We start from the raw sequence: 23,756 nt of genomic DNA, 5'->3' as shown, positions 1-23,756 counted from the left end.
AGAGGCCGCTCCGCGTGACACGGACCGCTCCGCCACCTCGACGGAGCGTCGGCCGTCCCCGGCCGGTCGTACCCGGCCGTGCGGCGGGTCGGGACGCGCCTGAATCGACGACCAGCTGGAGGTCCGAGTGCTCGGCCCCGTGCGGTCCGCGCTGGCGACGCCGGACCTGCGCAAGAAGATCCTGTTCACGCTCGGCATCGTCGCGGTCTACCGGCTGGGCGCCACCCTGCCGGCGCCCGGTGTCTCGTACACCAACGTGCAGGCCTGCCTGCGCCAGGTCGAGGGCGGCGACGCGGCGAGCGTCTACTCGCTGATCAACCTGTTCTCCGGCGGCGCGCTGCTCCAGCTGTCGATCTTCGCGCTGGGCATCATGCCCTACATCACGGCCAGCATCATCGTCCAGCTGCTCACCGTGGTCATCCCGCGGTTCGAGCAGCTGAAGAAGGAGGGGCAGTCCGGGCAGGGCACCCTCACGCAGTACACCCGGTACCTCACGATCGCCCTGGCGATCCTGCAGTCCACCGGGATCGTCGCCCTGGCCGACCGGGGCCAGCTGTTCGCGAACTGCGACCCGACGCAGTACCCGATCCTCCCGAACGCCGGCATCTTCGACCTCGCGGTCATCGTGCTGGTGATGACGGCGGGCACCGCGGTCATCATGTGGTTCGGCGAGCTGGTCACCGAGCGCGGCGTCGGCAACGGCATGTCGCTGCTGATCTTCTGCTCGATCGCCGCGCGCATCCCCGCCGAGGGCAACCAGATCCTGCAGAGCTCCGGCGCCCTGGTCTTCACGGTGGTCTGCCTGTTCGGCCTCGCGATCATCGCGAGCGTCGTGTTCGTCGAGCAGGGGCAGCGCCGCATCCCGGTGCAGTACGCCAAGCGCATGGTCGGGCGCCGGATGTACGGCGGCACGTCGACCTACCTGCCGCTCAAGGTGAACCAGGCCGGTGTCATCCCGGTCATCTTCGGGTCGTCGCTGCTCTACCTGCCCGACCTGCTCTCCCGGCTGGTCGGGAACTCGACCTCGGGCTTCGCGGTCTTCGTGCAGAACTACCTCGCGAACCAGTCGAACCCGGTGCACATCGCGCTGTACTTCGCGCTGATCATCTTCTTCACGTACTTCTACGTCGCGATCACGTTCAACCCCGAGGAACGCGCGGACGAGATGAAGAAGTTCGGGGGCTTCATCCCGGGCATCCGGCCCGGGCGGCCCACCGCGGAGTACCTGCAGTACGTGCTGTCGCGGATCACCTTGCCCGGATCGATCTACCTCGGCATCATCGCTGTCCTCCCGAACTTCTTCCTGGGCATCACCGGCCAGGGTCAGAACCAGAACTTCCCCTTCGGCGGGACGGCGGTGCTGATCATGGTCGGCGTGGGCCTGGACACCGTGAAGCAGATCGAGAGCCAGCTGATGCAGCGCAACTACGAGGGTTTCCTGCGCTGACGACCGGGTCGCCACCCACCCCCTCGGCGAGGAGCGCCCCACGCGGCGTCCGGGCAGGATGGGCGGGTGGCCGACGAGGGTCGCCGCGGGAGGAGGAGTGGACATGAGGATCGTTCTGGTGGGACCGCCGGGGGCCGGCAAGGGCACGCAGGCGGCGCGGCTGTCGGAGCGGCTGGCCGCTCCGCACATCTCCACCGGCGACCTCTTCCGCGAGAACATGAAGAACGAGACCGAGCTCGGGAAGGAAGCCCAGCGCTACGTCGACGCGGGCGACCTGGTGCCCGACGAGGTCACGGTCGGGATGGTCAAGGACCGCCTGGCCCAGCCGGACGCCGCCGAGGGCTTCCTGCTCGACGGCTTCCCGCGGAACACCTCGCAGGCCGAGGAGCTGCGCAAGGTCCTGGACGACCTGGGCCAGCGCCTCGACGCGGTGCTCCTCTTCGAGGTCGACGACGAGGAACTCATCCAGCGCCTCACCGCGCGGGGCCGGTCGGACGACACCGAGGACGTCATCCGGAACCGCCAGGAGGTCTACCGGCGCGAGACCGCCCCGCTGATCGACCACTACAGCGACCTGCTGGTGAAGGTCGACGCGATGGGCACCATGGACGAGGTCACCGACCGCGCCATGGACGCGCTGGCCGACGAGCCGGAGGACTGAGCCGCGGTGGGCGCCGGTGGGCGCCTCGCCGAGGTGACCGCCGGGCTCGGGCGGGTCGCCGGGCGCCTGTCCGGCGGGCGCGTGGGCACCGAGATCCAGGTCAAGACGCGCGGTGAGGTCGAGGCCATGCGCGCCGCGGGGCTCGTGGTCGCGGCCGCCCTCGAGCGGGTGAGCGCCGCGGCGGCCGTCGGGGTGAGCACGAAGGACCTCGACGAGCTCGCCGAGACGACGATCCGCGAGGCGGGCGCGGTGCCGTCGTTCCTGGGCTACCACGGTTTCCCCGGCAGCATCTGCACCTCGCTCAACGCCGAGGTGGTGCACGGGATCCCGTCGGCGGCCACGGTGCTCGCCGACGGCGACCTGCTGTCCGTGGACTGCGGGGCGATCCTCGACGGCTGGCACGGGGACGCCGCGGTGACGCTGCACGTGGGGACCGCGCGGGCCGAGGACACGGCGCTGTCGGCGGCCTGCCGCGCGGCGATGTGGGCCGGGATCGCGGAGGTCCGGCCGGGGAACCGGCTCGGCGACGTCTCCCACGCCGTCGAGAGCGCGGTCGCCCGCGAGGGTGGTCCGTTCGGGATCGTCGCGGACTACGGCGGGCACGGCATCGGCACCGAGATGCACATGGAGCCGTTCCTGCCCAACGTCGGGCGCCCGGGCTCCGGGATGCGCCTGCGCGAGGGGATGGTCCTCGCGGTGGAGCCGATGCTGACGGCCGGCGACCCGGAGACCGACGAGCTCGACGACGAGTGGACCGTGGTGACCCTCGACGGCGGCCGGGCCGCCCACTGGGAGCACACGGTCGCGGTGACCGACCACGGTCCCTGGGTCCTGACGGCGCCTGCCGCCGATGCCGATCGCGATTCGGATAGCTGAACTCTCCGCTATCCGCTATCCGCTAGCCTGGCCGCACCGACGTGGACCGGGGAGTGCGTGATGACCGAGCAGGGTGCGGTGCGGGTGTCGGACGGCGAGCGGGAGCGGGTCGCGCGCCGACTGGTCGCGGCCCACGGTGAGGGGCGGCTGACGCTCGCGGAGTACGACGAGCGCGTGCGCGCCGCGCACGGGGCGGTGGTGCGCGACGACCTCGCCCCGCTGCTCGCGGACCTCCCGGCCGAGACCGGTCCGCGGGCGACGCCGGCCCCGGCCCGCCGTCGGGAGGTCTCGTCCCGCCCGTCCTTCCCGGGCGCCCCGCCGCTGCCGTTCGCGGCCTGCGGCGGCCGGGGTGCGGTCGCGGCGTGGGCGGTGGCGAGCGCGGTCAACGTCGTGATCTGGCTGGCGGTCTCGCTCGCGACGGCGTCCCCGGTGTACCCGTGGTGGATCTGGGTCGCCGGGCCGTGGGGGCTGGTGCTGGCCCTCGGCGGGCTCGGGCGCGTGGCGGCCCGCCCCCGCACCTGAGGGCGGGGCCGCCGGGCGGGCCTACTTCGGGGCCATCCGGATGGCGCCGTCGAGGCGGATGGTCTCGCCGTTGAGCATCGGGTTGGCGACGATGTGCGCGGCCAGGGCGGCGTACTCGGTGGGGTCGCCGAGGCGGGAGGGGTGCGGCACCTGGGCGCCCAGGGAGTCGATGTGCTCCTGGGGCAGCGTCGCGAACAGCGGCGTGTGGAACAGGCCGGGGGCGATCGTGCACACGCGGATGCCGAGCGAGGCCAGGTCGCGTGCGATCGGCAGCGTCATCCCGACGATGCCGCCCTTGGAGGCGGAGTAGGCCGCCTGCCCGATCTGGCCGTCGAAGGCGGCGACCGAGGCGGTGTTGACGACGACCCCCCGCTCCTCGCCCACGAGGTCGACCTCGCTCATCGCCTGGGCGGCGAGACGGATGACGTTGAAGGTGCCCACCAGGTTGACGTTCAGCACCCGGGTGAAGTCCTCGAGCGGGAACGGACCCTTGCGCCCCGCGGTGCGGTGGGCGCTGCCGATGCCGGCGCAGTTGATCGTCACGCGCAGCGTGCCGAGCTGGGCGGCGGCGTCGATCGCCGCCGACACCTGCTCGGGGTCGGTGACGTCGGCCGGGGCGAACACGACCTTCTCGCCGAGCCCGTCGGCCACCTCGGCTCCCGGGGACGACGGCAGGTCCACGATCACCACCGAGGCGCCCTGCGCGTGCAGCTTCTCCACCGTCGCCCGGCCCAGTCCGGACGCTCCTCCGGTCACCAGCGCGACGACACCGTCGACGTCCACGTGCTCCTCCTCCTACGTTGGGGGTCTCGGAGTGGTCATCGTGTCCGGCGGACCACAAACGGTCAACGTTGACGGTTGATGACCCCTCTGGACCCCGTGACCAGGTCCACGACACGCCCCGCGTACACTTGACGGCTGGTGCGCGTGTCGTGCCGAGTCCCGCGCGTCCCTTCCGGGTCGGTCGGGTCCGGCTCGCCGTCGTGCGCCCGAACCGTCGCGCACCCGCGGGGCGGGGGAGGCGGGACGACCGTGGTCGTCAGGCTGTCGTCGCGGTGAGTGCGTCCTCTCCTGAGAGGGTGCGGGATCGGCGGCGGCGCGAGAGAAGTGCGGAGGACATGGCGAAGAAGGACGGCGCCATCGAGGTCGAGGGCAGGGTCGTCGAGCCCCTGCCCAACGCGATGTTCCGGGTCGAGCTCGAGAACGGGCACAAGGTCCTGGCACACATCAGCGGCAAGATGCGGCAGCACTACATCCGAATCCTCCCCGAGGACAAGGTCGTGGTCGAGCTCTCGCCGTACGACCTGTCGCGCGGCCGCATCGTCTACCGCTACAAGTGAACCCAGCAGAGCAGGCAGCGAGGACGAGATCGTGAAGGTCCAGCCGAGCGTCAAGCGAATCTGCGCGAAGTGCCAGGTGGTCCGCCGTCACGGGCGGGTCATGGTCATCTGCGACAACCTGCGGCACAAGCAGCGCCAGGGCTGACGCCCAGCGACCCGGGTCCGTCCGGGTCGCGACGAGAACACCCCCGTACCTACGCCGGCACAGTCCCGGCGGAACCACCCCCGGCGGGAGGCCGGGGCCCGACGACGTCGGGACGGGCGGGGTCCGACACCTCCCATCGACACGAGGAGTACGTCGCCACATGGCACGCATTTCCGGCGTCGACCTCCCCCGCGAGAAGCGGATGGAGATCGCGCTGACCTACATCTTCGGGATCGGCCGCAGCCAGTCCCGGACGATCCTCGCGGAGACCGGGATCGACCCCGACCTCCGCAGCAAGGACCTGTCGGATCAGGACGCCGCGGCCATCCGCGCGTTCATCGAGCAGAACCTCCGGGTCGAGGGTGACCTGCGTCGCGAGGTCCAGGCGGACATCCGGCGCAAGGTCGAGATCGGCAGCTACCAGGGCCTGCGTCACCGGCGCAACCTCCCGGTCCACGGCCAGCGGACGAAGACGAACGCCCGCTCGCGCAAGGGCCCGAAGAAGACCGTCGCCGGCAAGAAGAAGGCCACCCGCAAGTAGGCGGGGCCCGATCACCTCACCAGGAGTTCAGCAATGCCACCCAGGACCCGTACCGGCGCCGCAGGCGCCAAGAAGGTGCGCCGCCGGGAGAAGAAGAACATCTCCCAGGGCCAGGCCCACATCAAGAGCACCTTCAACAACACCATCGTCTCGATCACCGACCCCTCGGGTGCGGTGATCAGCTGGGCCTCCGCCGGCCACGTCGGCTTCAAGGGCTCGCGCAAGTCCACGCCGTTCGCCGCCCAGATGGCCGCCGAGAACGCGGCCCGCAAGGCGGCCGAGCACGGCATGAAGAAGGTCGACGTCTTCGTCAAGGGCCCGGGCTCGGGCCGCGAGACGGCGATCCGCTCGCTGCAGGCCGCGGGACTCGAGGTCGGGACGATCTCCGACGTCACCCCGCAGCCCCACAACGGTTGCCGCCCGCCCAAGCGGCGCCGGGTCTGAGGTAGGGGAGGAGAACAGTCATGGCCCGTTACACCGGTCCTGTCACGCGCAAGTCCCGCCGCCTCAAGGTCGACCTGGTCGGCGGCGACAAGTCCTTCGAGCGGCGTCCGTACCCCCCGGGGCAGCACGGCCGGATCCGCATCAAGGAGTCCGAGTACCTCATGCAGATCCAGGAGAAGCAGAAGGTCCGCTTCACCTACGGGGTGCTCGAGAAGCAGATGCGCAAGTACTACGAGGAGGCGAACCGTCGCGAGGGCAAGACCGGCGACGAGTTCCTGCGCCTGCTCGAGTCGCGTCTCGACTCGGTCGTCTACCGCGCCGGGCTCGCCCGGACGCGCCGTGCCGCCCGCCAGCTGGTCGGGCACGGCCACTTCCTGGTCAACGGCCAGAAGGTGGACGTCCCCAGCTACCGGGTGACGCAGTACGACATCATCGACGTCCGCGACAAGTCGCGGAACATGCTGCCCTTCGTGGACGCGAAGGAGTCCTTCGGCGACCGCCCGGTCCCCGGCTGGCTCCAGGTCGTCCCGGAGTCGCTGCGCATCTTCGTGCACCAGCTGCCCGAGCGGGCCCAGATCGACACGCCCGTGCAGGAGCAGCTGATCGTCGAGTTCTACTCCAAGTAGCTCGACCTCCCGGGGCCGGCAGCCTGCCGGCCCCGGTTCCACCGTTCGGCGTCAAATAGCGGATGCCCGAGCATCGGAAGGAACACCAGAAGTGCTGATCTCCCAGCGCCCGGCCCTCTCGGAGGAGCCGGTCGACGAGACCCGGTCGCGGTTCGTCATCGAGCCGCTCGAGCCGGGCTTCGGCTACACCCTCGGCAACTCGCTGCGGCGGACCCTGCTGTCGTCCATCCCGGGCGCGGCCGTGACCTCCATCCGGGTCGACGGGGTCCTCCACGAGTTCACCACCGTCCCCGGGGTGAAGGAGGACGTCACCGACATCATCCTGAACCTCAAGGAGCTCGTCGTGAGCTCCGAGGAGGACGAGCCGGCGACGATGTACCTGCGCAAGCAGGGCCCGGGCACGGTGACCGCGGGGGACATCGTCCCGCCGGCCGGCGTGACCGTGCACAACCCGGACCTCCACATCGCGACCCTGAACGACCAGGGCCGCCTCGAGGTCGAGCTGGTCGTCGAGCGTGGCCGCGGCTACGTCCCCGCCGCCCAGAACAAGGCCTCCGGCGCCGAGATCGGCCGCATCCCGGTCGACTCGATCTACTCGCCGGTGCTCAAGGTCAGCTACAAGGTCGAGGCGACCCGCGTCGAGCAGCGCACCGACTTCGACAAGCTGATCCTCGACGTCGAGACCAAGCCCTCGATCACCCCGCGCGACGCCATCGCGTCCGCCGGCCGCACGCTCGTCGAGCTGTTCGGCCTGGCCCGCGAGCTCAACGTCGACGCCGAGGGCATCGAGATCGGGCCGTCGCCCGCCGAGGCCGACTCGATCGCGGCGTTCGCGATGCCGATCGAGGACCTCGACCTCACGGTGCGGTCCTACAACTGCCTCAAGCGGGAGGGCATCCACACGGTCGGCGAGCTCGTCGGCCGCTCGGAGGCCGACCTGCTGGACATCCGCAACTTCGGTGCGAAGTCCATCGACGAGGTCAAGATGAAGCTGGCCGGCCTCGGGCTGGCCCTCAAGGACAGCCCGCCCGGGTTCGACCCGAGCGCGGCCGCGTCCGACTACCCGTCGGAGGGCTACGAGTCCTACGGCGAGGGCGGGTACGGGTCGTTCGGCACCGACGACGGCCAGGACTACGCCGAGACCGAACAGCTCTGATTTCCCGAGAGCTCTGACGTACTGCCCCCTCCCCGGCCCGCGCAGGGCCGGGGAGGAAAGGCGCCCGAGACAGGAGCACGAGAATGCCCCAGCCCACCAAGGGCCCCCGCCTCGGCGGTTCCCCCGCGCACCAGAAGCTGCTGCTGGCCAACCTGGCCACGTCGCTGTTCACGCACGGGCGGATCCACACGACGCGCGCCAAGGCCGAGCGCCTGCGCCCGTACGCCGAGCGCCTGATCACGAAGGCGAAGAAGGGCGACCTGCACAACCGCCGCGAGATCTCCCAGCAGATCCGCGACAAGGACGTCGTGCACCGCTTGATGGCCGAGATCGGCCCGTTCTTCGCCGACCGGCCCGGCGGCTACACGCGGATCATCAAGACGCTGCCCCGCAAGGGCGACAACGCCCCGATGGCCATCATCGAGCTGGTGAACGAGAAGCTGGCCTCCACCGAGGCGTCGGCCGCCACGCGGTCGGCGGCCTCGCGCCAGACCGAGGTCGGCGGCGCGGCGACGGGCGCGGCGGCCACCGCCGCGACCATCGCGGCGGCGGAGTCCGACGACACCACCGCCGACGGCGCCGCGGCCGAGGAGGCCGTCGGGACCGACGCCGACACCCCGGTGCTGGAGTCGGAGGCGACCACGGCCGAGGCCGAGGCGTCGGACGACACCACGGACGGGGCGTCCGACGCCGCCGCCGACGAGGTGCCGGAGCCGATGGCCGACAACGCCGCCGACGCGGCCGGCCTGAGCACCGAGAAGAAGGACGAGTCCTGACCGGACCCGCCCCCGAGCACGACCACCCCGGGCCCGCCGTCGACCCCGACGGCGGGCCCGCGGTGTCTGCGGCGTCCCCGGTGCGGCTGCGGGTGGACCTCGCCTACGACGGCACCGACTTCGCGGGCTGGGCGCGGCAGCCGGAGCTGCGCACCGTGCAGGGCGTGCTCGAGGAGACCCTCGCGACGCTGGCCCGCGCCCCGGTGGCCCTCACGGTCGCCGGACGCACGGACGCCGGCGTGCACGCCGACGCCCAGGTGGCCCACCTCGACGTCGTCCCCGGCACCGCGGTGCTCGCCGCCGACGGGACGGTGCCGGCGGGGCTCGTCCGCCGGCTCGCGCGGATGCTGCCGGCGGACGTGCGGGTGCACGCCGTCGAGGTCGCCCAGCCCGGGTTCGACGCCCGGTTCTCCGCCGTCCGCCGGCACTACGCGTACCGGGTCTGCACCGCGCCGTCCGGCCCGGAGCCGCTGCGCGCCCGGGACACGCTGCGCTGGCCCCGCCCGCTCGACGTCGACGCGATGCGCGCCGCCGGGGAGCGCCTGCTCGGCGAGCACGACTTCGCCGCGTTCTGCCGTCCGCGGGAGGGCGCCACCACGATCCGCGAACTGCAGCACCTCGGGTGGCAGGAGGTCGCCGGGGAGCCCGACGTCGTCGAGGCCCGGGTGTCCGCCGACGCGTTCTGCCACTCGATGGTCCGGTCCCTGGTCGGGTCCCTGCTCGCCGTCGGTGAGGGGCGGCGTCCCGTCGGGTGGCCGGCCTCGCTGCTCACCGCGGACCGGCGCTCGTCGGACGTCCACGTGGTGGCCGCCCACGGGCTGCGGCTGGTCGGGGTCGACTATCCCGACGACGGGTCCCTGGCGGCACGGGCCGCCACGACCCGGGCCGTCCGCACCACCCGGCGCTGAGGTCAGGCCCGGCGCACCGGCCCGAGGATCGCGGTCTCCCGGTCGGCCGTCACCAGGTCGAGGCGACGCCACGTGTCGCGGCCGAGGGCGACGACGCCGTGGTCGGGCAGCGTGCGCAGCGTCTCGGTCATCGGCTCCGAGAGCCGCCACAGCCGGGCGGCCAGCTCCGCCTCCTGCGGCGGCATCCGCCCCAGCAGCACCACGTCGGCGTCGTCCGCGGCGTCCGCGACGGCGGGCGAGAGGGCCGGCAGCACCAGCAGGGTGGTGTGCCACGGGCCGTGCGGGGCGGATGGTCCGGAGCCGACGGCGCCGCGGTCGTGGACGGTGAGCAGCGCCGCGGTGTCGCCGGGCCCGCGGGTGTCCTCGTCGGGCTCCGCGGGCTCGTCCGGCCCGACGTCGACGAGGGCGGGATCGGCCGCCGCGCGGGCGACGGCCTCCCACGCCGCGGCCCGGCCGGTGGTGACGGCGAGCCGGGCCCCCTGGGCGACGCTGCGCAGGGCGATCTGGCGGGCGAGGTGCAGCGCCCCGAGCACGACGATCCGCGTGGGCACGGGACGCAGGACCGTCAGCGCGACCGGAGCCCCCGCGGTGTCCGCGCCGAGCACGATCCCGGCCGGGGCCACCGGCGCCGACACGCCGTGCAGCGCGGCCACCGGGACCCGGACGGCCGGGGCACGACGGGTGGGCGCGCGCCGGGTCACCGGGCACCGCCCAGCGGGAGCGTGGCCCGCAGCCCGGCGGCCTGGCGCCCGTGCAACGGGTCGAGCCGGACCCCGCGGGCGCGGGCGCCCGCCACCAGGTCCTGCCCGGCGTCGACGACCTCGGTCGGGGTCCGGCCGGTGACGCGGACCCGCAGGTCGAGCCCGACCAGGCCGGTCCGGTCCTCCCCGTCGTCCCCGTCGTCCCCGTCGTCCCCGGCCACCAGCGCGAGCGCCACCGTCGACACGGCGTCCGGCGCGGCCAGGGCGTCGAGGTCCAGCGACGCCGGGTCGAGCGCGGTGGCGCTCCACGTGGCGTGGCCGATCTCGCCGACCACCACCGCGTCCCACCGTTCCTGCACGCCGGCCCCGGAGCCGTGTCCGTCGTCCAGGTCCGTCCCCGCCGCCACCGCGACCGCCTCGCGCACCCCCTCGCGGTCCATCGGCCGGACCGGCACCCCGGACGCCGCCAGCACCCGGCCGACGCGGGCCAACGAGCCCACCAGCGCCCGGTGCGCCCCGAGCGCGCCGCCGCCGCGGGCCGCCACGGCGTCCGGGCACCGCTCCGGGTCCAGGCGCACGACCAACCACACGCTGCGGTGCGCGGCGTCGCTCAGCGGCCCGAGGACCTCCCGGTGGGCGGCCCGGGCGGGACCGTCGTCCCCGCCCGGACGGACGTGGCGGACCACGGTGAGGGCGTCGAGGACCACGCCGCGGTCGGACAGGGTCGCCGCCAGTGCCGGGAGCGGCAACCCGTCGGGGCCCGCGCCGACGGCGTCCGTGCCGGCGGGCGCACCGGTCCCGGTCGGGTCGAGCAGGAGGGGCAGGTCCTCGACCTCGGGGACCAGCACCGCGCTCCATGCTCCGTCCTCGCCGCCGAGCAGGGCGACCGGGCGACCGTCGTGGTCGCGGGCGTCGATCACGTCGACCGGTCCGACCGCGGCGTCCACGCCGGGCAGGCCGAGCCCGTCGCCGGGGGCGGCCGGCGGCAGCTCGCGGGGCCGGGCCCGGTGGCGCAGGGCGAGCACCGCCCACGTGCCGACCAGCTCGCCGCGGACCCGGACCAGCCCGGCGACCAGCGCGAGCGACAGCACGACCCCCGCCAGCGGCAGCAGCCCGACCTCCAGCGCCAGCAGGCCGAGAGCGACGGCGAGCCCGACCTCGGCCACCAGCACCCCCGCGACCGGCAGCGACCCGAGGCGCGGCTCGCCCGGAGCGCTCACCGGACCCTCCGACGCCGGACGACCAGGGCTCCGAGGCCCAGGACGACGAGCACCGCGACCCCGGCCGCGACCACCCACCCGGTGCGGTCGACGACGGAGGGAGCCGGGACCGGCGGGGGCGGCGCCGCCGGCCGGGCGCCTGTGAGAGCCGCCGCCACGTCGAGGGCCCCGGCGCCGACCGTGACGGGCGAGCCGCCGACGACCGGGGCCGCCGTGTCCCGCAGCCGGGCCACCACGTCGCGGGCGGGCATCGTCGGGAAGCGGGCGCGCAGCAGGGCGGCCGCCCCGGCGACGCGGGCCGCGGCGACGCTGGTCCCGACGACGGGTCCGGGGGCCGAGCCGGGCAGCGTCAGGTCCGCGGTCAACCCGTCCGACCGGGCGTCCAGGGCGGCGGGCACGTCGCCGGCGGCCGCGAGGCCGACCCAGGGGCCGGCCAGCGACCCGCGGTCGGGGCCGCCGTCGGCGTCGAGGGCACCGACCGCGAGCAGCCCCGCGTCCCCGCCGAACCAGGCCGGGACGGGGACGGTGACCACCCGCCGGTCCGCCTCGGCCGGGGCGTTGGCCGGGCAGGCCGTCCCCACGTTGCCCGCCGCGGCCACGACGACGACGTCGCGGTCGACCGCGTCGCGCACCGCGGCGCGCAGGGCACCGACGGCGGGCTCGGCGCCGCCGACCAGGGCGGCCGCCGGGCGGCAGGCGGCGAGGGCCAGCGTCAGCACCCGGACCCCCGGCGTCGCGGCGGCCGCACGCACGGCCCGGGCCAGCACGGCCTCGTCCCCGGCCCCGCCGGTCCCGCTGCGGTACCAGGCGCTCTGCGCCCGGACGGACAGCACCGCGGCACCGGGTGCGATCCCGACGACGCCGTCGTCCGGTCCGGAGCCGGCGGCGACGATCCCGGCCATCGCGGTGCCGTGGCCGTCGCAGTCCGCGCGCGCGGAGCGCCCGCCGACGAAGTCGCCCCCGTCGAGCACCCCGCCGGTCAGCCGCGGGTGCGCCGCGACCCCGGAGTCGACGACCGCGACCGTCACGCCCCGGCCGTCGGCGCCCGGGACGGCGTCCGGCTCCGGGGACAGCGCCCCGAGCGGGTCCGGTGGGACCCCGTCCGGGCACGGCCCGACCGGGGACAGCCCCGGCAGCGCGGCCGGGGCGCGGGGCAGGGCGGCGAGGGCTGCGGCGTCGGGTGCCGGCGGGGCGGGCGGCGCGACCGGGACCGCCGCCGGGGAGGCCGCCGCCGGCCCGGGCGCCGACAGCAGCGACAACGCCGTGAGCGCCGTCAGCACCGCGGCGGCGATGCCCGCCGACGGACCGCCCCGCCGTCCGGTCACAGCAGCCGCACCACCGCGAAGAGGTCGGCGACGGCGCACGCCAGCGGGAGGACGGCGGCGATCGCGACGCCCTCGGCCAGGTCCACCGCACGGCGGGCCCCCGGCGACGACCGCCGGCGCGGTCCGAGCGAGCCGAGGAGCACCGCGACGGCGCCGAGCAGGGCCGCGCCCAGCCCGACGGCGAGGCGGGGCAGGCCGGGTGGGGCCGCCGCGGCCGCGCCGACACCCAGCCCGGCGGCGCCGACGAGCGCCCCCAGCAGCAGGACCGAGGCGGGGACGGCGCCCGCGTGGCTGCGCGATCGCAGCGCGGCGAGCGCCACGAGCAGGACGGCGAGGACGCCGCCGAGGGTGCCCCGCCAGCCGGGCGCCGGGGCCAGTCCGAGGACGGCCGCCGCCGCGACCAGCACGACGACGGCGCCGCCCGCGAGCCCCGCGAGCAGGGCGTGCGCACGCTCCGTGCGGCGGTCGAGGACGGCGGGGTCCGCAGGGTCGGCGTCCACGTCCTCGTCGGCGGGCGAGAGGGGGACCTGCGGCAGCGGGAGGCGGGCCAGCAGCACGGCCAGGCGGGGCAGGGCGGAGAGCAGCACGAGCGCGGCCGCGCCGGCCCCGGCCGCGACGGCGGCGGGCTCGACCGGGCCCGCACCGCGAGCCGCCGCCACCGCGTCCGCGACCGTCGCGACGGCGCCGACGACGGTGCCGAGCGCCGCAGCGGTCGCGAGGGCGACGCCGACCGCGAGCGCCACCCGGTCGGCGTGCGGCGCGGCCAGCAGCACCGTGCCCGACGCGGCCAGGGCGAGGGCGCACGCGACGAGCAGGTGCGCACTGCCGAGGCCGGTCGTCAGCGGGGTGCCGTCCGGTCCGCCGACGGCGGCCAGCCCGCACACCGCGGCCGCACCCGTGGCGAGGCCGAGAAGCACCGCCGCCGGACCGGGCCGGCGGGCGAGGCGCGGCGCGAGGGCGGCGAGCACCGTCGCGGTGAGGGCCACGACGGCGGCGAGGACGGCGGTGACCAGCCCGCCCGCCGTGCCCGGTCCCCGCCCGGCCGCGAGCAGTGCGCCCAGCAGCGTCGCGGCCGCGACCACGGCGGCGACGAGCCCGGTCCGGTGCGCCCACGTCGCGTCCCACGGCACGAACCCCGCCGGCGTCGACCCGGCGACGGCGTCGACGACGTCGTCGTAGAGCGGGGCGGGGGCGGCCTCGGCGCGGCGACGCAGGACGAGCTGGTCGCCGTCGAGGACCTCGAGGTCGTCCAGGGTGTGGCGGGGGTCGGCCGGCTCCCGCCCGAGCGGGGCCAGCGTCCACGCCCCCGACCCCGGCCGGTCCGCGCTGCGCACCGCGGCGGGGTGTTCCCACGCCGGCGCGGGCGGCCCGTCGTCGTCGGCGCCGGTGAGCTCGACGAGCACCCCGAGCAGCTCCCCGACCGGGACGTCGCCGGGCAGGGCGAGATCGGCCCGGGTGGACGGGGCCAGGACCGACACCCGGGTGAGCGGGGCGACCGGGTCGGCCGCGGCGGGCACCGGGGACGGCGGGGGCGCCGACACCGCGGGGGCGGCCGAGCCGGTGCCGGTGCCGCGGTGGCCGGTCGGTCCCGTCAGCGCCGTCGTCCGGCCGTTGCCGGTGCTCACTCCTGCCACCTCCGTGCCCCTGGGCCGTCCGGGCGGGAACCGCGAAACGCCCCCGACCGGGTGATCGGCTCCCTAGTATGTCCAGCACGCCGCGCCCGGGTGGGGTGAACGCGGAGATCCGTAGGCTCCCACCGCGGGGGTCGGGCCGCGAGCGGCGGGAGGAGGGGCGTGGGGACGCAGGTCGTCCGGCGGGGGCCGCGCGGGCCCGCGCCGGTGGTGCCGGGCGGCGAGCTCGCGATCGAGGCGCCGCCGGAGGAGCCGCGCATCGTGCCCGCGGGCCTGCTCGGCCGGCTCCTGCCCCTGGTGATGGTGCTCGCCTCGGTGGGCTTCGTGGTGGTCCTCGGGATCGACAACCCCACGTCGTGGCTGTTCGGCGGCATGATCGCGCTGTCGACGCTGGGCATGGTCGCGGGCGGCTTCTCCCGGGGCGGCGCCGCGCGACGGGCGGAGGCCGACGCCGAGCGGGCGGACTACCTGCGCTACCTCGCCCAGCTGCGCCGTCGCACGCGGTCGATCGCCGCGGAGCAGCGGGCCGGGCTGGCGTGGACCCACCCCGACCCGGACGCGCTCGCCGGCCTCGCCCGCGGACCGCGGACCTGGGAGCGGCGCCCGGCCGACCCGGACTTCGCGCACGTGCGCGTGGGGCGCGGCGCCCAGCGCCTCGCGACCGCCCTCGTCCCGCCGCAGACCGGGCCGGTCGCCGACCTCGAGCCGGTCACGACGTCCGCCCTGCGCCGCTTCGTGCGCGCCCACTCCGTCGTCGAGGACCTCCCGACCGCGGTGTCGCTGCGCGCCTTCGCGGCGGTCGCGGTGACCGGGCCGGACGCGAGCCCGGTCGGCCGGGAGCGCCGGCTGGCGCTGGCCCGGGCCGCGGTGGCGCAGCTGGTCACGCTGCACTCCCCGGACGAGCTCCTGCTCGCCGTCGTCGCGGGCGAGGCGACGCGACCCGCGTGGGAGTGGGTGAAGTGGCTCCCGCACGTCGCCCACCCGCGCCTGACCGACGGCGCCGGCCCGGTCCGGATGATCGCGCCGTCGCTGGCCGCGGTGACCGCCTGGCTCGGCCCGGAGCTCGCGGACCGGCCACGGTTCAGCCGGGGCGCGACCCCGCCGGCGGGCTCGCCGCACGTCGTCGTGGTCTGCGACGGCGGCGCCGTCGGGGACGGAGAGGGCCCCGCGGTCGCCGACGACCTCGCCGAGGAGGGGCTGGCCGGGGTGACCCTGCTCGACCTCGGGTCCCGCCTGGACGCCCTCGTCGCCCGCCGCGGCCTGCGTCTCGTGGTGGCCCCCGACCCGGACCACCCCGGCACGGACCGGCTCGGGGCGGCGACCGAGGCCGGCGTCGAGTGGTTCGGTCGCCCGGACGCGCTGCGCGGGCCGGAGGCCGAGGCCCTCGCCCGGCGGCTCGCGCCCTGCCGCACGCCCGCCTCGGCGCCCGAGGGTCCCGGCCCGGCCACCCCGGGCCTGCTCGACCTCCTCGGCGTGTCCGGGCACCCCGAGACCTTCGACGTCGCGGCGGCGTGGCGGCCGCGCGCGCCGCGCGACCGGCTCCGCGTGCCGTTCGGGCTGGGGGAGGACGGCGAGCCGGTCGAACTGGACCTCAAGGAGGCCGCGCAGGAGGGGATGGGCCCGCACGGTCTCTGCGTCGGCGCGACCGGCTCGGGCAAGTCCGAGCTGCTGCGCACCCTCGTGCTCGGCCTGATCACCACGCACTCGTCGGCCGCGCTGAACCTCGTCCTGGTCGACTTCAAGGGCGGCGCCACGTTCGCCGGGCTCGCGGACGCCCCGCACGTCGCGGCCGTCATCACCAACCTCGCCGACGACCTCGCCCTGGTCGACCGGATGCAGGACGCGCTGGCCGGCGAGATGACCCGCCGTCAGGAACTGCTGCGGGCCGCCGGCAACCTCGCGAGCGTCGCCGACTACGAGCGCGCCCGGGAACGCGGGGCCGACCTCGAGCCGCTCCCGGCGCTGTTCGTCGTGGTCGACGAGTTCTCCGAGCTGCTGCACCAGAAGCCCGACCTCGCCGAGGTGTTCACCGCGATCGGCCGCCTCGGGCGGTCGTTGCAGATCCACCTGCTGCTCGCCTCGCAGCGCGTCGACGAGGGACGCCTGCGCGGCCTGGAGTCCCACCTGTCGTACCGGATCGGACTGCGCACGTTCTCGGCGGCGGACTCCCGGGCGGTGCTCGGGGTGCCCGACGCGGCCACGCTCCCCGCGGTCCCGGGCACCGGCTACCTGCGTTCGGACACCTCGACGATGGTGCGCTTCACGGCGGGCTACGTCTCCGGGCCCGCCCGCCGCCCCGGCGACCGCGGCCGGGCCGCGCCCGCCCGGACCGGGCGGCGACCGGCCGCGCCGCGACCGTTCCACGGCGGCTGGGTCGACCCGGTCCCCGACCCGCGTCCCCGGGTCCCGTCCGCCGACCCGACCCCGGACCCGGTCCCCGACGACGGGGCCGCCCCCAGCGTGCTCGAGGTCGTCGTCGACCGCCTCCGCGACGCGGGACCACCCGCCCACGAGGTGTGGCTGCCGCCGTTGGAGGGCCCGGTCGACCTGACGGCGCTGCTGCCGCCCCTGCAGGCCACCGCCGACCGCGGGTACTCCGCGCCCGGCTTCCCCGCGAACGGCACCCTGCGCCTGCCGCTCGGGCTGGTCGACCGGCCGTACGAGCAGCGCCGGGAGGTGCTGTGGGCGGACCTGTCCGGCGCCGCGGGCCACGTCGTCGTCGCGGGCGGCCCGCGGGCGGGCACCTCCACGGTGCTGCGCACCCTCGTGAGCGCGGCTGCACTCACGCACACCCCCGACGAGCTGGGCTTCCACGTGATCGACCTCGGCGGCGGGACGCTGTCCGGCCTCGCGGGGCTGCCCCACGTCGGGACGGTCGCGGGCCGCGGCGACACGGACCTGGTGCGGCGGGTGGTGGCCGAGGTCGGGGCGGTCGCCACGGCGCGCGAGCGGTGGTTCCGGGAGCGGGGCATCGACTCCGTCGCGGACCTGCGCGCCCGCCGCCGACGGGGCGAGGACCTCCCGGACCCCTTCGGCGACCTGGTGCTCGTCGTGGACGGGTGGCACGCCTTCCGTACCGACCACGAGACGCTCGAGGCGGCCGTCATCACCCTCGCGACGACGGGGCTGTCCTACGGCGTGCACGTCGCGATCGGGGTCAACCGGTGGGCCGAGCTGCGGCCCGCGCTGAAGGACCTGCTGGGCACCCGGATCGAGCTGCGACTCGGCGACCCGGGCGAGTCCGAGGTCGACCGGCGGGTCGCCGCCACCGTCCCGGAGGGGCGGCCGGGCCGCGGGATCGCGCCGGACCGCAGCCACGTGCTCGTCGCGCTCGCGGAGCCGGATCTCGTCGGGGCGGTCGCCGCGGGGTGGGACGGCCGCGCCCTCGCCCCGGTCGCGCTGCTGCCCGAGCGGGTCGACGTCTCCGCGCTGCCCGGGCCGGGCGAGGGCGAGGCGCACCTGCTGCCGATCGGCGTCGACGAGGAGCGGCTCGCCCCGGTGCTCCTGGACACCTCGGCCGACCCGCACCTGCTCGTCTACGCCGACGGCGAGTCCGGCAAGACCGCGTTCCTGCGCCTGCTCGCCCACCAGGTCGTCACGCGGTACTCCCCCGCACAGGCCCGGCTGATGATCGTCGACTACCGCCGCGGCCTGCTCGGCGCCGTCGACTCCGAGCACCTGATCAGCTACACCTCGACCCCGGACGCCCTCACCGAGGCGATGACCGACCTGGTCGCCTCGCTGCGCCGCCGCCTGCCCGGGCCCGACGTCACGCCGGAGCAGCTGCGCACCCGCTCCTGGTGGACCGGCCCGGAGGTCTTCCTGCTCGTCGACGACTACGACCTGGTCGCGACGGCGGGCGGCCACCCGCTGACCGCACTGCTCGACCTGCTCGCCCAGGCCAAGGACGTCGGCCTGCACGTCGTGGTGGCGCGGCGGGTCGGCGGCACCTCGCGGGCGATGTTCGAGCCCGTGCTCGCCCGCCTGCGCGAGCTGGCCACGCCCGGCCTCGTCGGGCACGGCAGCCGCGACGAGGGCCCGCTGGTGGGGGCCGCGCGGCCCGGACCGCGTCCCCCCGGGCGGGCGGTGCTCGTGACCCGGCGCGACGGCGAGCGGCTGGTGCAGCTCGCGTGGCGCGACCCGGACGAGCCGATCCGGCCCGTCGCCGGGAACGGTCCCGACGACGGCCGGGGCGGCCGGTGAGCGCGCGGGTCGCGGTCGACCTCGGCGACACCGGGGTGGCCGTCGCGGTCGACCCGGGCGGGGGCGCCGACGTCGTGGAACCGCCCCTGGACCTCGCGGCCGTGCTCGCGCCCCCGGACGCCGCCCTGGTGACCGGCGCGGCTGCGCGGGCGGGGGCGGCCGCGGACCCGGCCCGCCTCGAGCCGCGTCCGCGCCGGCACGTCGACGAGGGCACCCTCCTGCTCGGGACGCGGACGGTCGGGGTCGTGGAGGCGCTCGGGGCGGTGCTCGCCGCCGCGGTGGACCGCGCCGGCCCCGCCCTGCGCGGCCGGCGCCCGGACCGGCTGGTGCTCACCCATCCCGCCGACTGGGGGCGCACGCGCCGCGAGACGCTCCGTCGAGCCGGCGCCGGGCTGGCCGCGGGGCTGGAGCTGGTGGCCGAGCCGGTCGCCGCGGCGGCGCACGCGCGGTGGATGCGCCCCGCCCGGCCGGGCGGGGAGGGGCCGCTGGCGGTGCTCGACGTGGGCGCGCGCGGGGCCCGGGCCGCGGTCGTCGACGCCGGGTCGACCGTGCTGGCGCACCGGTCCGGCGACGCCTTCGGCGGGGACGACGCCGACGAGCTCGTCCTCGCCCACGTCCTCGCGGGCCTGCCCGACGACGCGCCGGACGTCGAGCGGGTGCGCGCCGTCGCCGCGGGGGCCGGGCTGCCGGAACGGCGCCACCGGCAGGTCCTCGTCGAGGACGTGCGGGACGCGCGCGAGCGGCTCTCCGACGCCGAGCAGGCCGAGATCCCGCTCCCGGGGGCGGCCGGTGCCGCGTGGTGCTCGCGCGGCGAGCTGGAGGACCTGCTGCGCGCGCCGTGCGGGCGGCTCGTGGCCCTGCTCGCCGGAGCGCTCGACGACGCCGGGGTGCCGGCGGCCCGGCTCTCCGGCGTGCGCCTGATCGGGGGCCTGGCGCGGACCCCGCTGCTCGGGACCCTCGTGCACGCCGAGCTGGGGGTGCCCCCGGTCGTCCCGGCCGAGCCCCGCACGGTGGTGGCCCGGGGTGCCCTGCTGGCGACGGCGTCGTCACCGGCACGGGCCCGCCCCGCCGCCCCGCCGTCGGGGCCGCCGTCGTCGCCGGTGCTGCTGCCCGACTGGCCCACCGCGGTCCCCGCGGGCGCCCGACCGGGGGCCGCCGGAGCCCGGACGGCCGCGCCTGCCCCGCCGCGGGGCGCGCCGGCCGACCCGTACGCCGACCCGTACGGCGGGCCTCCGGCCGGTGGACCGGACGCCGACCAGGCGGCGCCGCGGATCGACCCCGACGGCCCCACCGTCCGCATCGCCCACGAGCTCGTCCCGGCCACCCGGGGGGAGACCCCGGCCCGCGGGGTGGGCGGGTGGACGCCGCGGCGGCGGGCCGCGGTCGTCGCGGCGGCGACCGTCGCGGTCGTGGTGCTCGTCCTCGCCGTGGCCGGGCTGCGCACCGACGGCGACGGGCCCTCGGCCGGCGCGACCCCGCCCACGGTGGTCTCGGTGTTCGCGCACGCCTACGAGCTGCCGGCCGGCTGGACCACCGACGGCAGCGACTCGGCGACCCGGCGCAGCCGCATCCGGCCCGCGGGGCAGCCGACCGGGCCGAACCTGATCGCGGTCCAGGAGAGCGCGCTCGCGTCCGCCGACCCCGCCGCCGCCCGGGCCCAGCTGCTCGCCGGGTTCGAGGCGGCGCGCGCCGCCGGGGGCGGGGTGTCCGACCTGGCGCCGGAGACGACCTTCGCGGGACGCACGGTGGCGACCTACCGTCAGGTCCCCGCGCCCGGGACCACGGTGGACTGGGTCGTGGTCTTCTCCGGGGCGACCCAGCTGTCGGTGGGGTGCCGCCACGACGACGCCTCCGCCGACGCCGTGCTCGCCGCGTGCGCCCGGGTCGTGTCCACGTTGCGCAGCCCGCCGTGATCCGCCGGGCACGAGTTCGCCGGAACGGCACCCACGCCCGGCGGCGGGATGTCACCGTCGGGACGGGAGCAGGAACCGGCGGGAGGAGCAGGAAGTGACAGGACAGTTCGGGACCGAGACGCAGCTGATGCAGGGAGCGGGGCAGCACGTCCTCGAGGTGCGCGACCAGATCGCGGCGCAGCTCGCCCAGCTGCGCGGCCAGCTGGTGCCGCTGGAGGCGACGTGGCGCGGGGACGCGTCGACGGCCTTCACGCAGCTGATGGCCCGCTGGAACGACGACGCCCACCGCATCAACGCCGCGCTCGGCGCGATCGCCGAGTCGGTCACGGCGTCCGGGGCCACCTACCGTGCCGCCGAGGACGAGGTCGCGAGCTCGACCTCGCGCATCGGCCAGGCCCTGGGCTGAGGGGGAGGACCACCGTGAACGAGATCCGCGTGACCTTCGGCGAGCTCTCCGCCGCCCAGCAGAACGTGACCGCCACCGCGACGCGCATCCGGGGCCAGCTCGACGACCTGCAGCGTCGCCTCGCGCCGCTCACCGCGGGGTGGACTGGTGCGGCCGCCGAGCAGTACCAGGCCCGCCAGCGCGAGATCGACGCCGCGTGGGCGGACCTCGCGCAGGTCCTGGGGGCGATCGGCGGGCGGCTCGGCCAGGCCGAGCAGACCTACCGGGCCGTGGAGCACCGCAACGCCGCCCGCTACTGACGGGGGTGGGTGGCGGGCTCCGGGCAGGGGCCGCGTACGCTGGACAGTCGTTGCGCGGTGACCGTTCGCCGCGAGGAGATGCAGCGTGGAACCCGTCCGGCGGGACCGGCCTCCGCGCCTGTGTCACCGACCTGACGTACCGCAGACCCAGTATGACCGTGACGAGGTAGCTTCCGTGCGCACGTTCAGTCCGAAGCCCGGCGACATCGACCGCGCCTGGCACGTCATCGACGCCTCCGACGTCGTGCTCGGCCGGCTGGCCAGCCAGACCGCCCAGCTGCTGCGGGGCAAGCACAAGCCGACCTACGCCCCGCACGTCGACACCGGTGACTTCGTGGTGATCGTGAACGCGGAGAAGGTCGCCCTGACCGGCGGCAAGCGGGACGACCGCTTCGTCTACCACCACAGCGGCTTCCCCGGCGGGCTGAAGAAGCGCACCGTGGGCGAGGAGCTCGAGCGCTTCCCCGACCGCCTCGTCGAGAAGGCCGTCAAGGGGATGCTCCCCAAGAACCGTCTGGGCCGCGCCATGGCGTCGAAGCTCAAGGTCTACGCGGGCCCCGAGCACCCGCACGCCGCCCAGCAGCCCGTGCCGTACGAGATCCGACAGGTGAGCCAGTGACCACCCCCGACGACCCGAACGTCGAGACCGAGACCGACTACGAGGTCACCTCCGAGGCTCCGGAGGGCGGGCAGTCGCTCGCCGCGGCCGCGGACCTGACCTCCGGCGACTTCGCCACCGACGGCGAGACCGACGAGCTGGGCGCCGAGGTCTTCGGCGACGCCCCGGCCCCGGTGTTCGCCACGATCGACCGCCCGATCCAGACCGTCGGCCGCCGCAAGGAGGCCGTGGTCCGCGTCCGCCTGGTGCCCGGCTCGGGCAAGCTGACGATGAACGGCAAGGCGTTCGAGGAGTACTTCCCGAACAAGGTCCACCAGCAGCTCATCCGCGAGCCGCTCGTGTCGACCGAGCGCACCGAGCAGTTCGACATCTTCGCCAACCTCCACGGTGGCGGGACGTCGGGCCAGGCCGGCGCGCTGCGCCTGGCCATCGCCCGGGCGCTGACCCTGGTCGACCCGGAGGACCGCCCCGGCCTCAAGAAGGCCGGCTTCCTCACCCGGGACGCCCGGGCCAAGGAGCGCAAGAAGTACGGCCTCAAGAAGGCCCGGAAGGCCCCGCAGTACTCGAAGCGCTGATGGGTCGCCTGTTCGGGACCGACGGCGTCCGCGGCCTCGCGAACGCCGACCTGTCGCCCGAGCTGGCGCTCTCCGTCGCGTCCGCCGCCGCCCGTGTGCTCGTCGAGCACGCGGGCGGCGGTGCGTCCGGCGACGGTGGCGCCCGGCCCGTGGCGGTCGTCGGCCGTGACCCGCGGGCGAGCGGCGAGATGCTGGAGGCCGCGGTCTGCGCGGGCCTCTCCGCCGCGGGGGCGGACGTCCGTCGCCTGGGCGTCCTGCCCACGCCGGCCGTCGCGTACCTCACCGCGACCATGGACGCCGACCTGGGCGTGATGATCTCGGCGTCGCACAACCCGATGCCCGACAACGGCATCAAGTTGTTCGCGGCCGGCGGGCACAAGCTGCCCGACGCCCTCGAGGACGAGATCGAGGCGCACCTCGGGGAGGTCGTGGCCGCCGACCGTCGGCCCACCGGCCTCGGGATCGGGCGCGTCACCGACGTGCCCGACGCGCTCGACCGCTACCTCGACCACCTCCTCGTGGCCACCCCGCATCCGCTGGACGGCCTGCACGTCGTCGTCGACTGCGCGCACGGCGCGGCCTCGCTGGCCGCACCGCAGGCCTACGAGCGCGCGGGCGCCCGGGTGACCACGCTCGCCGCCGACCCGGACGGCTGGAACATCAACGACGGCGTCGGGTCCACCCACCTGGACGGGCTGTGCAAGGCCGTCGTCGACCACGGCGCCGACCTCGGCATCGCCCACGACGGCGACGCCGACCGGTGCCTCGCGGTCGCGGCGGACGGCACCGTGATCGACGGCGACCAGATCCTCGCGGTCCTCGCGCTGGCCCTGCACGCCGACGGCGAGCTGGCCGCCGACACCCTCGTGGCCACCGTGATGAGCAACCTCGGCCTGCACCTGGCCATGGAGGCCGCCGGAATCCGGGTGCGCACCACCGCGGTGGGCGACCGCTACGTGCTCGAGGAGCTGCGCGCGGGCGCGTTCTCCCTGGGCGGCGAGCAGTCCGGCCACGTCGTCCTGCCCTCGCACGCCACCACCGGCGACGGCCTGCTGACCGCGCTGCGCCTCATGGCGCGGATGACGGTCACCGGACGCCCGCTCGGCGAGCTCGCCGCCGTGGTGGAGCGCCTGCCCCAGGTCCTGGTCAACGTGCCGGTGACCGACAAGGGCGCGGTGCAGTCCTCCGACGAGGTCGCGGCGGCGGTCGCGGCCGAGGAGACGGCGCTCGCCGGACGAGGTCGAGTGCTGCTGCGGCCCTCGGGCACGGAGCAGGTGGTACGCGTGATGGTCGAGGCCCCGACGGAGGACACGGCCCGCGGCGTGGCCGACCGGCTCGCGGAGCTCGTGGCCGGGGTGCGCGCGTAGGAGCACCTGGGGGCCGGTGTGGATCCGCCGGGCGCCGTGGGGGACGCTGAGACGC

The 23,756-nt window shown here is 76.1% G+C and carries 24 protein-coding genes; 19 read left to right on the top strand and 5 right to left on the bottom strand.

Going from position 1 to position 23,756, the window contains the following annotated elements; genetic code table 11:
- The first annotated feature begins 127 nt into the window (after positions 1 to 127).
- The 4 genes from secY (at position 128) to WCD74_RS11200 (ending at position 3,506) form a co-directional block, all read left to right on the top strand.
- A complete protein-coding gene (gene secY / locus WCD74_RS11215; RefSeq protein ID WP_337694940.1) occupies positions 128 to 1,447 on the top strand; it encodes a preprotein translocase subunit SecY in 1,320 nt (439 codons plus the stop codon).
- Between the two features lie 103 nt (positions 1,448 to 1,550).
- Positions 1,551 to 2,108, top strand: a complete 558-nt coding sequence (locus tag WCD74_RS11210) for an adenylate kinase (protein ID WP_337694939.1) — start codon at positions 1,551 to 1,553, stop codon at positions 2,106 to 2,108.
- A gap of 126 nt (positions 2,109 to 2,234) precedes the next feature.
- Positions 2,235 to 2,984, top strand: coding sequence for a type I methionyl aminopeptidase (gene map, locus WCD74_RS11205; RefSeq protein ID WP_373696063.1), 750 nt, complete (start codon positions 2,235 to 2,237; stop codon positions 2,982 to 2,984).
- Positions 2,985 to 3,044: 60 nt separating this feature from the next.
- Positions 3,045 to 3,506, top strand: a complete 462-nt coding sequence (locus WCD74_RS11200) for a DUF1707 SHOCT-like domain-containing protein (RefSeq protein WP_337694938.1) — start codon at positions 3,045 to 3,047, stop codon at positions 3,504 to 3,506.
- Positions 3,507 to 3,527: 21 nt separating this feature from the next.
- Here WCD74_RS11200 and WCD74_RS11195 read toward each other — a convergent pair whose 3' ends face one another.
- A complete protein-coding gene (locus WCD74_RS11195) occupies positions 3,528 to 4,289 on the bottom strand; it encodes a 3-hydroxyacyl-CoA dehydrogenase (RefSeq protein WP_337694937.1) in 762 nt (253 codons plus the stop codon).
- Between the two features lie 335 nt (positions 4,290 to 4,624).
- Between WCD74_RS11195 and infA the strand changes: the two genes are divergently transcribed.
- The 8 genes from infA (at position 4,625) to truA (ending at position 9,442) form a co-directional block, all read left to right on the top strand.
- Positions 4,625 to 4,846, top strand: coding sequence for a translation initiation factor IF-1 (gene infA / locus WCD74_RS11190; RefSeq protein WP_018330933.1), 222 nt, complete (start codon positions 4,625 to 4,627; stop codon positions 4,844 to 4,846).
- Between the two features lie 31 nt (positions 4,847 to 4,877).
- Positions 4,878 to 4,991, top strand: a complete 114-nt coding sequence (rpmJ, locus tag WCD74_RS11185; protein WP_018330934.1) for a 50S ribosomal protein L36 — start codon at positions 4,878 to 4,880, stop codon at positions 4,989 to 4,991.
- 160 nt (positions 4,992 to 5,151) lie between these two features.
- Entirely contained in the window at positions 5,152 to 5,532 is a 381-nt protein-coding gene (gene rpsM / locus WCD74_RS11180) for a 30S ribosomal protein S13 (RefSeq protein ID WP_286051550.1), read from the top strand.
- A 33-nt stretch (positions 5,533 to 5,565) separates the two neighbouring features.
- A complete protein-coding gene (gene rpsK, locus WCD74_RS11175; RefSeq protein WP_286051551.1) occupies positions 5,566 to 5,976 on the top strand; it encodes a 30S ribosomal protein S11 in 411 nt (136 codons plus the stop codon).
- Positions 5,977 to 5,996: 20 nt separating this feature from the next.
- The gene (rpsD, locus tag WCD74_RS11170) at positions 5,997 to 6,602 is read left to right on the top strand and encodes a 30S ribosomal protein S4 (protein ID WP_286051552.1); all 606 of its coding nucleotides are present in this window, start codon (positions 5,997 to 5,999) and stop codon (positions 6,600 to 6,602) included.
- Positions 6,603 to 6,693: 91 nt separating this feature from the next.
- Complete coding sequence (locus WCD74_RS11165) at positions 6,694 to 7,758, top strand: DNA-directed RNA polymerase subunit alpha (protein WP_337694936.1); 1,065 nt, start codon at positions 6,694 to 6,696, stop codon at positions 7,756 to 7,758.
- Between the two features lie 83 nt (positions 7,759 to 7,841).
- Positions 7,842 to 8,534 (top strand): 50S ribosomal protein L17, encoded by a 693-nt coding sequence (rplQ, locus tag WCD74_RS11160; RefSeq protein ID WP_337694935.1) that lies wholly within the window; start codon positions 7,842 to 7,844, stop codon positions 8,532 to 8,534.
- 62 nt (positions 8,535 to 8,596) lie between these two features.
- Positions 8,597 to 9,442 carry a tRNA pseudouridine(38-40) synthase TruA gene (gene truA / locus WCD74_RS11155; RefSeq protein ID WP_337694934.1) on the top strand — a complete coding sequence of 282 codons (846 nt, stop codon included), beginning with the start codon at positions 8,597 to 8,599 and terminating at the stop codon, positions 9,440 to 9,442.
- Between the two features lie 2 nt (positions 9,443 to 9,444).
- Here the strand turns inward: truA and WCD74_RS11150 are convergent, their stop codons facing one another.
- From WCD74_RS11150 to eccD, 4 genes are read right to left on the bottom strand one after another with little or no spacing between them, the layout of a single operon-like run.
- Positions 9,445 to 10,143 (bottom strand): hypothetical protein, encoded by a 699-nt coding sequence (locus tag WCD74_RS11150; RefSeq protein WP_337694933.1) that lies wholly within the window; start codon positions 10,141 to 10,143, stop codon positions 9,445 to 9,447.
- Positions 10,140 to 11,363 carry a type VII secretion protein EccE gene (gene eccE, locus WCD74_RS11145; protein ID WP_337694932.1) on the bottom strand — a complete coding sequence of 408 codons (1,224 nt, stop codon included), beginning with the start codon at positions 11,361 to 11,363 and terminating at the stop codon, positions 10,140 to 10,142. Before eccE ends, WCD74_RS11150 begins: the two co-directional genes overlap by 4 nt.
- Positions 11,360 to 12,688, bottom strand: coding sequence for a S8 family serine peptidase (locus WCD74_RS11140; protein ID WP_337694931.1), 1,329 nt, complete (start codon positions 12,686 to 12,688; stop codon positions 11,360 to 11,362). Before WCD74_RS11140 ends, eccE begins: the two co-directional genes overlap by 4 nt.
- Positions 12,685 to 14,313 carry a type VII secretion integral membrane protein EccD gene (eccD, locus tag WCD74_RS11135; protein ID WP_337694930.1) on the bottom strand — a complete coding sequence of 543 codons (1,629 nt, stop codon included), beginning with the start codon at positions 14,311 to 14,313 and terminating at the stop codon, positions 12,685 to 12,687. The genes WCD74_RS11140 and eccD overlap by 4 nt, the downstream gene beginning before the upstream one ends.
- 168 nt (positions 14,314 to 14,481) lie before the next feature.
- Between eccD and eccCa the strand changes: the two genes are divergently transcribed.
- The 7 genes from eccCa (at position 14,482) to glmM (ending at position 23,701) form a co-directional block, all read left to right on the top strand.
- Positions 14,482 to 18,522 carry a type VII secretion protein EccCa gene (gene eccCa, locus WCD74_RS11130; protein WP_337694929.1) on the top strand — a complete coding sequence of 1,347 codons (4,041 nt, stop codon included), beginning with the start codon at positions 14,482 to 14,484 and terminating at the stop codon, positions 18,520 to 18,522.
- The gene (locus WCD74_RS11125; protein ID WP_337694928.1) at positions 18,519 to 20,435 is read left to right on the top strand and encodes a type VII secretion-associated protein; all 1,917 of its coding nucleotides are present in this window, start codon (positions 18,519 to 18,521) and stop codon (positions 20,433 to 20,435) included. The genes eccCa and WCD74_RS11125 overlap by 4 nt, the downstream gene beginning before the upstream one ends.
- Positions 20,436 to 20,529: 94 nt before the next feature.
- A complete protein-coding gene (locus tag WCD74_RS11120; protein ID WP_337694927.1) occupies positions 20,530 to 20,841 on the top strand; it encodes a WXG100 family type VII secretion target in 312 nt (103 codons plus the stop codon).
- Between the two features lie 14 nt (positions 20,842 to 20,855).
- Positions 20,856 to 21,140 carry a WXG100 family type VII secretion target gene (locus tag WCD74_RS11115; protein ID WP_337694926.1) on the top strand — a complete coding sequence of 95 codons (285 nt, stop codon included), beginning with the start codon at positions 20,856 to 20,858 and terminating at the stop codon, positions 21,138 to 21,140.
- Positions 21,141 to 21,315: 175 nt separating this feature from the next.
- Positions 21,316 to 21,759: a 50S ribosomal protein L13 gene (gene rplM / locus WCD74_RS11110; RefSeq protein ID WP_337694925.1), complete on the top strand. Its 444-nt coding sequence runs from the start codon at positions 21,316 to 21,318 to the stop codon at positions 21,757 to 21,759.
- On the top strand, positions 21,756 to 22,334 hold the full coding sequence (gene rpsI, locus WCD74_RS11105; protein ID WP_337694924.1) for a 30S ribosomal protein S9: 579 nt from the start codon (positions 21,756 to 21,758) through the stop codon (positions 22,332 to 22,334). Before rplM ends, rpsI begins: the two co-directional genes overlap by 4 nt.
- Positions 22,334 to 23,701 (top strand): phosphoglucosamine mutase, encoded by a 1,368-nt coding sequence (glmM, locus tag WCD74_RS11100; RefSeq protein ID WP_337694923.1) that lies wholly within the window; start codon positions 22,334 to 22,336, stop codon positions 23,699 to 23,701. The genes rpsI and glmM overlap by 1 nt, the downstream gene beginning before the upstream one ends.
- Positions 23,702 to 23,756 lie beyond the last annotated feature (55 nt).

Origin of the sequence: Actinomycetospora aurantiaca (assembly GCF_037401875.1) — a bacterium.
Taxonomy (GTDB): Bacteria; Actinomycetota; Actinomycetes; order Mycobacteriales; family Pseudonocardiaceae; genus Actinomycetospora; species Actinomycetospora aurantiaca.
The sequence above is the reverse complement of the archived record's forward strand: the minus strand, read 5'-3'. Positions and strand labels throughout refer to the sequence as shown.